Origin of the sequence: Allocoleopsis sp., from assembly GCF_036703385.1 — a bacterium.
GTDB lineage: Bacteria > Cyanobacteriota > Cyanobacteriia > Cyanobacteriales > Coleofasciculaceae > Allocoleopsis.
Genome location: NZ_DATNPA010000244.1, coordinates 1 through 8,556, shown reverse-complemented (window position 1 = coordinate 8,556; position 8,556 = coordinate 1). Strand labels below are relative to the sequence as shown.

At 44.8% G+C, this 8,556-nt stretch carries 6 protein-coding genes; 3 read left to right on the top strand and 3 right to left on the bottom strand.

Going from position 1 to position 8,556, the window contains the following annotated elements; all coding sequences use genetic code 11:
* A partial coding sequence (gene malQ / locus V6C93_RS11865) for a 4-alpha-glucanotransferase (RefSeq protein WP_333476866.1) occupies positions 1-1,354 on the top strand: 1,354 nt, incomplete at its 5' end.
* Between the two features lie 281 nt (positions 1,355-1,635).
* On the opposite strand, the gene V6C93_RS11860 is transcribed toward malQ, so the two are convergent.
* The 3 genes from V6C93_RS11860 to V6C93_RS11850 all read right to left on the bottom strand — a co-directional run bounded on the left by V6C93_RS11860 (position 1,636) and on the right by V6C93_RS11850 (position 5,291).
* Entirely contained in the window at positions 1,636-2,619 is a 984-nt protein-coding gene (locus V6C93_RS11860) for a bestrophin family protein (RefSeq protein ID WP_333476865.1), read from the bottom strand.
* 118 nt (positions 2,620-2,737) lie between these two features.
* The gene (locus tag V6C93_RS11855; RefSeq protein ID WP_333476864.1) at positions 2,738-3,658 is read right to left on the bottom strand and encodes a bestrophin family protein; all 921 of its coding nucleotides are present in this window, start codon (positions 3,656-3,658) and stop codon (positions 2,738-2,740) included.
* 124 nt (positions 3,659-3,782) lie between these two features.
* Positions 3,783-5,291, bottom strand: a complete 1,509-nt coding sequence (locus V6C93_RS11850; protein ID WP_333476863.1) for a UbiD family decarboxylase — start codon at positions 5,289-5,291, stop codon at positions 3,783-3,785.
* Positions 5,292-5,418: 127 nt separating this feature from the next.
* Between V6C93_RS11850 and V6C93_RS11845 the strand changes: the two genes are divergently transcribed.
* Positions 5,419-6,861, top strand: coding sequence for an NYN domain-containing protein (locus V6C93_RS11845; protein ID WP_333476862.1), 1,443 nt, complete (start codon positions 5,419-5,421; stop codon positions 6,859-6,861).
* Between the two features lie 161 nt (positions 6,862-7,022).
* Positions 7,023-8,273, top strand: a complete 1,251-nt coding sequence (locus V6C93_RS11840) for an IS1/IS1595 family N-terminal zinc-binding domain-containing protein (RefSeq protein ID WP_333476861.1) — start codon at positions 7,023-7,025, stop codon at positions 8,271-8,273.
* The last annotated feature ends 283 nt before the right edge of the window (positions 8,274-8,556 follow it).

Here is an 8,556-nt window from a genome sequence, read left to right as displayed (position 1 = left end):
ACATTCGCCCTACACTATGAACTTTAGTGCCTTTGCCGGAAATCCCCTGCTCATCAGTCTTGATTGGTTAGCAGAAGAAGGCTTATTAAACTCAGAGGAGCTGACGCCATTACCGCCAAGTGTAGACGTAACTCCTAATAGAGTCAATTTCGATCGCGTCATTCCTCACAAAGCCAAATTCCTCAAACTGGCATACGATCGCTTCCAGAAATCGTTAACGGGGAAACACAAGAGTGACTTTGAACAGTTTTGTCAGGAGCAGTCGAGTTGGCTCGATGACTACGTTCTATTTATGGCATTGCTAGAGGCGAATTCGGGCAAAGCTTGGAATTGTTGGGAAAGAGCGCTCGCAAGACGAGAACCCTCTGCCCTCAAAGCCCAAGCTGAGGTGTTAAAAGACAGTATCGCGTACCACAAATTCTTGCAATTTAAGTTCTTTGAACAATGGAAAAATCTACGCACCTATGCCAATAACAAAGGGATTAAAATCATTGGCGATGTCTCGATTTACGTTTGCCATAATAGCGCAGAGGTTTGGACACATCCAGAAATCTTTAAGCTCAACCCAGAAACCTTTGAACCTGCATTTATAGCAGGCGTTCCTCCCGATTATTTTAGTGAGACGGGGCAGCTATGGGGAAATCCTGTATACAATTGGGAGCGATCGCAGGCAACAAATCATGCTTGGTGGATTGAGCGATTTAAGGCAACCTTGCAATATGTAGACTTAGTTCGCGTTGACCATTTCCGAGGATTTGAAGCCTATTGGCAAGTGCCAGCAGGAGAAGAAACAGCGATCAATGGGGAGTGGATTAAAGGGCCGGATGCAGAGTTCTTTGAAACTCTCCGCAACAGTTTAGGGACTTTACCCATCTTGGCAGAGGATTTGGGGATAATCACACCAGAAGTTGAACAATTACGCGATCGCTTTGAGTTTCCGGGTATGCGTATCTTGATGTTTGCCTTTAGTGATAACTCTGACAATACTTACTTACCGCACCACTATGTGAAAAACTGTGTGGTCTATCCCGGTACTCACGACAACGATACAACCCTGGGTTGGTGGCAGCAAGCCAGTCCTAAAGAAAAGGAATTTCTGGCTAAGTACCTGGGTTATTCGACTCCTGAAGAAATCGAGGAAATTAATTGGGTTCTCATTCGTATGGCTTTAGCTTCAATCGCTGATTTAGCCATCATCCCATTGCAAGATATTTTAGGTTTGGATAATAGTGGGAGAATGAACGACCCCAGTGTAAACGCTGGTAACTGGCGTTGGCGGTATGAAAGTTCTGAACTGCTTACTGAGGAATTAAGCGATCGCCTGTTAGAACTCACCCAACTCTACAGCCGATAAGTTGCTCCAATGTCATAGTTAGTGATAGTGACTTTCTGCAACGGGATAAATACTGTTGATATTTGTAGGAATTCACCTATAAATCAACTTGGCACCTCTAGACCAGTTAACTATCTTAGTGCGATCGCTCTTTAAAACACCGGCTTCTAAGCTGTTGTGCATTTAATTTGCATATTGTTGAGTTAGGGAACGAACCGTCAATTCCTCTGTGTGTCTCCCGTCCCCGCGTCCGTCTCAACAAGCAATTTAAAAGCGTGACAGCTTAGGGTGCGATCGCTATTTTAACGATGTGTTTTCCAATGCCTCACACAAGGAGCAAGTGTAATTAAATCTTCAATATTACGTTGCATGGTGGCACAAATCGTATCTAAGGGTAAATCATTGGCGTCGTAACCAAAAGGATTCTCAATTTCAATGCCAATCTCTTCAATCCCAAATACAGCAAAACTAATTAAACCCACCACCGCCGCCGTCCACCAATGTAAATCATTAACCATTGGAAAAGGGAGTGAGAGGCAATAAAATAATATCAATTGCTTTAAATGGATCGAATAAGCTAAGGGTATAGGTGTTTTTAAGATTCGTTCACAACTCCCTAAAACATCCACCATCATATCCAGTAATTTCAGCATAGCAGCGAGTTGATAGGTATTCAGGTAATGGCGTTCATGCTGCTTTTGCAGATAATCTCCAATCCAAAAAGCAATTTCCAGAGGTGGGTGATTCATGGTTTGGAGAATTTGATACCGCTCGGCTGACATTAAGGCTTCTAACTCACTGTTTAATCGCTCTCCACGTAGATGTAACTTCGTCGCCACAGCAAACGCTACTAATAAGCGTAGCGTTTCTACTTTTGCCGTTCTATCTTGTGGCTTATTTTCTGCGATCGCTGTCCAAATCTGACGAGCCAAGTTCCGAACAGTATTGACTAACGTTCCCCAAAGTTTACGACCTTCCCAAAATCGCTCGTAAGCCGTATTAGTGCGAAAAACCAATAATAAACCTAAGACAACACTGGGAACAACGCCGCTCAGTGCAGGCCAGGATAAAGAAAATCCCAATTCATGCAATACAGAAATCAAAAAACCAAAGGCACTGCACAATATTACTCGTGGAAGAATCGCAAAAATGACTGACCCTTGCAGCCGTAAAGCAACTCGAAACCAATTCCGCTTCTTCCAATCCGTATCATTGCTTGGTATTGAGTTATAGCTGCTAATTTGACGGTTAATAGCACCCCAACCCATTTGGGTTAACCTCCACATCTACACAATTCCCTACTGGAGCATGTCACCTTGCAAATGCAATACGGTTTTACAAAAAGGGAATCTACCCTCATGGTTTAAGGGCGGCTTATCTTGAGTTAAATGACCAGTAAAGTCCCTAATTCACTGAAGTTAACTGCCAATTTGTTGAACTCAGTTCCTGAGATATTAAATCTTCAATATTATGTAACATTGTGTCACAATTTAAATCCAAAGGCAAATCATTGTCATCATAGCCAAACGGATTTTCCATTTCACGGCTAATTTCTTCAAGCCCCAATAAAGCAAAACTAATCAACGCCACAATTGGCCCTGTTAACCATAGAAAAGCACCCACCATTTGAAAGGGCAATGAGAGGCAATAAATCAATACCAGCTGCCTCAGGTGAATCGCATAAGCTAGCGGCACTGGAGTTTTGATAATCCGTTCACAAGCTCCCAAATGATTGACCATCTGATCGAGCAATTGATGCAGAGCCGTCAGCTGAGAGCTATTCAGGCATTTGCGATTGTATTGCTCTTGGAGATAATTTCCAATCCAAAACGCAATTTGCAGCGGTGGATTCGTCAATTTTTTTAACTCTAAATAACGCTCAGATGAAATTAAATATTCTAACTCACCGTTGACAGGCTCTTCTCTGAGATGTAACTTGCTGGCAACGGTAAAAGCGACTAATAAGCGGATAGTTTCCAGTTTTTTAGCTCGATCAGCTGGCTCAATCTCTCTAACACCCACCCAAACTTGACGAGCCTGATTCCGTACTGTGTTGATTAAATCCCCCCAATTTTTACGACCTTCCAAAAATCTCTCATAAGCCGTTTTGGCTCGAATCACTAACAATAAAGCAATGACAATGGTAGGAATGACGCCTCCCCACAGTGGGATAGATACCGAAAATCCCAAATTGCGTAGATTGTGAACGCTTGAAATCAAAAAACCAAACAACCCGCACAACAATACCTGCTTAAAAACGACTGGAACGACTGAACCTTTTCGCTGTAAAGCCCCTCGAAACCCTTGTCGTCTCTTTGTTTCCATACAACCTCTCAATCGTTACCATTCCAGGAAATGTATTCAGTTTGCTCTACTCTGTCATAGACAGAAAATTTGGCTACTGTGAAAAAGGGCTGTGATTCCTCTAGCATCGCCCTTTCCAGAACTATCAACGGATATCGTAGCCAAATAAATTTGGGTTAACTTCCCCTAGCTGCAAATCAGCCAATCCATACTCTACCCAACGCCTATCTACCATCGCTGCCACATCTGGATCGGATTCCAAGGGTGCGCCCCATTCATGTTCAGTCTCTGGAGGTATTTTGGTTGTCGCATCGATACCCATACGTCCCCCCAACCCTATCTTCTCGCTGGCAAAGTCCAAACTATCGAAAGGCGTATTTGGCAAAATAAATACGTCCCGTACTGGGTCAACTTTGGAACTAATCGCCCACACCACCTGACGTGGATCGCGAATATTGATGGTTTTATCGACAACAATCACAAACTTGGTGTAGGTAAATTGTGGGAGGGCACTCCAGAACGCTAAGGCTGCCCGTCGCGCTTGACCGGGGTAGGCTTTATCAATGGAAATAATGGCAGCTTTGTAGCTGAGCGCTTCCATTGGCAGGAAGAAGTCCACGATTTCCGTGACTTGTTGCCGCAGAATCGGGGTGTAAATGCGGTTGAGTGCGATCGCCATCATCGCCTCTTCCTTGGGTGGACGCCCACTAAACGTCGTCATATAAATGGGATCGTTGCGGTGCGTCATGCACTGGAAGCGTATCAACGGCGAATCTTCCACGCCGCCGTAGTAACCCATATGATCCCCAAAAGGGCCATCAGGCAACACCTCCCCTGGCGTAATCGTCCCTTCTAAAATGAATTCGGAATCGGCTGGCACTTCTAAATCCACTGTCTTGCACTTGGCTAGCTTTACACCCGAACCGCCATAAAGTCCGGCAAAAAGCCATTCAGAAAGTTCAACGGGGATAGGAGTGGCGGCTGCCATGATAATTAAGGGGTCAACACCGAGTGCGATCGCAATTTCTAACTTTTTCCCCTGTTCCGCCGCCTTGCGTAAGTGCCTCGCCCCACCCCGCACCGATAGCCAGTGAACCGTCATCGTGTTCCGGGATTGTAGCTGTAGCCGATAAACCCCCACATTGGGCGTACCCGTTTCATAATCTTTGGTAATCACCAATCCCAGGGTTATAATCTTGCCAGCATCATCTGGATAGGGACGAATCAGCGGTAATTGGGTTAAATCTAGGGCATCTCCTTGAAGTACTACCTGCTGACAAGCCGGGAAAAAGTCTCGCCCTGGCTTCGCTTTCACCACATCAAACAAAATCTTCCCGAACTCCACAGCTTGGGAAATCTTCTTCGGCGGCTTCGGCTGTTGCAGCATTCCCAGCTTCTTACCCAACGTTTCCAACTCCTGCGGATGTTCCATGTTCATCGCCCAGCACACCCGTTCCTCGGTACCCATTAGGTTCACCCCCACCGGAAAGGATGACCCTTTCACGTTTTCAAACAACAAGGCAGGGCCACCGGCAGCCAGCATTCGGTTAGAAATCTCCGCAATTTCCAAATCTGGGTCAACTAAAGCCTTAATTCGGCGCAATTGCCCTCGTTCCTCCAACTGTTTGATGAATCCCCGTAGGTCTCTCGCCATAGTGATGAATTAAGAAATATGAAGCCATTTCTATTATGATGGGAATCTTAAACAGTAAGAGCGCCTCCTAGAAACTTCGGGGGAGCGCAACGTTAGTCGCCTCACGCATCACTTACTGGGGACAGCCATGCTAGATAACGCCAATGTGACACCCGCAAATGATTTGGTCGTTATTGATGAAATTAGTCTGTGTGTTTATCAAGCCATCCTAGAAATTCAGCAACAGCAGCCCGAATTTTTGAAGGAAAAGTACAGGAGTATTCCCTGGCATGAACCTCGAAATCGCGATGCTTTCCTGATCAAGCTGAGTGCAGGAATCAGTAAGGCTCAACAACGAGACGCACTGATTGGCAAAGTGCAAAAATTTCTACAAATGCTGCTGTTTTCCAGCTATTTCGAGTTACCCAGTTTCGCTAACTTGATGTCCCACATTACCTCTTTGACTCAGCCGCTGCAACAGAGTAGCCATTCAGTGACTTTGAATCTTTCACAGCCAGCCGAGGCATCGATCTTGCCGACATCAAGAGAGTTAACGCCCCTTCCTCCAGGAATTGCCATCCTGCTGCTCGATGCCGAAAACTTACAACTGGACATCAACACCGAAAAGTTCTTGGCGGGGGTTTGTACTTATCCCATTCAGATCAAAGTCGCCTTTGCCAATTGGCGCACTATGGGTAAACACGATATTGAATTTCATGGGCGGGGCTACGAACTGATTCATGTACCCGCTGGAAAAGATAGTGCAGATGTAAAAATGGCTACCGTTGGCTCGTCTATCTTTGTGCATTACCCGACGGCAAAAGAGGTTTTAGTCTGCTCATCCGATGGTGTTCTGACTCACCTTTGTACTACGCTGCAAACCCACGGACTAACCGTGTATCTAGTGCGTAAACAGGGTGAAAATCTCACAGTTCTCAACAGTAAGACGAACCAAACTCAAACCTATTCTCTAAAACCTATACAGGAAATTCCATCCTTGGAAGAGTTTTTGGTTCAGTTGATAGAGTTGATTAAAGCTGAGCAAAAACGAACGAAAAATCAGTGGCTCAAGTTAGAGAGAATTTCCCGCTTGTTTCAGGAGAAGTACAAGTTGCTGCTCAGTCAAGTGGTATCCCATCATTTACCGAGCAAAAAGGTAAGGGATTTTTTGATCGAGCATCCAGCTCATTTTGTGGTTCATCAAATTCCGGCTCAATCAGAACTCTATATCAATTTATTTGAACCCTCTCCCACAAATTTAACAAGGGTTAATCAGCCTCAGCAACAAGCTGAGCCTAAAGCCAACGCTAAATCTGCTGCCGAAATTCGTTCACGAGCTGAGCTGGAACAGATTTTAACAAAAATAATTGAAACAGCAACGCAGCGCTCTCCAAAAAGCTACATGTCGCTCACAATTCTAGGAACTCAGTTTCAACGGCAATATAGTCAATCCGTTACTATAGTTCTTAAAAAGTTGCAGTTAAACGTCAAGTTTAGTCAGTTCTTGCAGTCATGTAAAACTTTTGAACTCAGGCAGACAGAGAAAGGGTGGGAAGTGGCAGTACGAAAAACTTCAGGTGAAGACTCGTAAAGCGATCGCACAGCCTTATCCTTTAGCGTAGCGGGCGGGCAGCGCCCGACAGAAGTAGCTATCGCGTCAGCGAATCGTACAATCCTAGAACTGTTGGTAGTCGTAACTTTAGGGCTCAGGCGCAGCTACAAATAATAATTTTTATTTGCCATAATTTTAATATGAAATGTCCTAAATGTGAATCCACTCAACTGCGTAAAAACGGGCGCTCATGTAGCAAGCAACGGTATCTGTGCAAAGCGTGTGGTAGACAGTTTCTCGCTCCTTTGGTTTCTTTACAGCTACCCAGTACTAATAATGAAGCAGTAGAGGTTGCTACCAATGAAGACGCTAAACCTGTATTACTTTTATCACCGTCACTGCCGAGTCCTCCAGAAGTATCGGTGTCGCCGTTAGATTGGGTCACAACCCCAACTCAATCTTCTAGAGGAACAGCGATTTTGCTGCTAGATGCAGAAAACTTGAGACTCGACATCAACACGGAAAAATTCTTAGCTGAGATCAGTAATTATCAACTGCGAGTTAAAATCGCTTTTGCTAACTGGAGAAACCCTGCTATTGGGAAGCTGGATGCAGAGCTTTATGAACGTGGCTATCAGCTAATCCACGTTCCGATGGGTCAAAACAGTGCTGATGCTCAAATGATTGCGATGGGAGCCTCTATTAGAACCCATTACCCAGAGGCTAAAGAAGTTTTTGTCTGCTCTTGCGATTGGTTATTGACTCATTTGTGTAATTCATTACAAACCCAAGGTCTAACTGTCTATCGAGTGCGTAGACAAGACAATATTCTGAGTGTTGAAAACCGAAATACGGGCAAAAGCCAGGAATATTCTTTAACAATAGGAGCGGAAATCCCTTCTTTTGAAGAGTTCATTGATAAAATTAATGAGCTATTCCATGCCGAACACGAATCTCTAACTGAGCGAATAGCGCGATTATCAACGGTTACTTCCCTTTTCCAAGAACGACGCCTTATCACTCTCAAGGAGAATCGGGTTAATCGTTCGCTGGTGGAACCTCAAAAGCAAGACTCAGTTCTGCCTGTAAGCGAACATGAAACTACATCATCGGCTCCCAATCCAGTGGATGTAGCAGCGAATGCTTCTGTGACTCCTAGCTCCAATACATCGATAAAAAGGATTAATTCCAAAGAGGAATTGGAGCAGACAATAGTTAAAATTATTGCTTCAATGCAGGCCAATTCTTCGAGTGATACAGTCGAGGTGTCAAAGCTTAGCGCAGCCCTAAAGCTAGTCTGCGGTGAATCGGCTAATTCAGTTATAAAAAAGCTCAAGATTGGAGGAAATTTTACTAAATTCTTACAGTCATGTAAAACCTTCAAAGTTGGTAATAGTGGAGCGAAGGCTCAAGTAAGGCTTTCCCAACAGTCTCTCCCGGAAATCAAGTAAGGTTCGCCCAACCCTAATCCCTCACTTCCGGTGCGATCGCACATTTATAAGCTTCCCTTGACGGCTTGCTTACCTCCACTTAACCTGTTGCCAAAGCGCAGAGTCATCCATTGCTAGATTGGCCTGCGCTTTGGAGCGGGGCGTATCTGGTACCAGTTATTGAGTCATAGAAGATCGCGTAGTCCATGACGTACTAGAGGCAGCACCTTACGAGCTAGACCAAGCGGCAGCGATCGCTGAACCGACGCGATAGTCCCCTCTCTTAAAGGCAATTTGGCTTGTT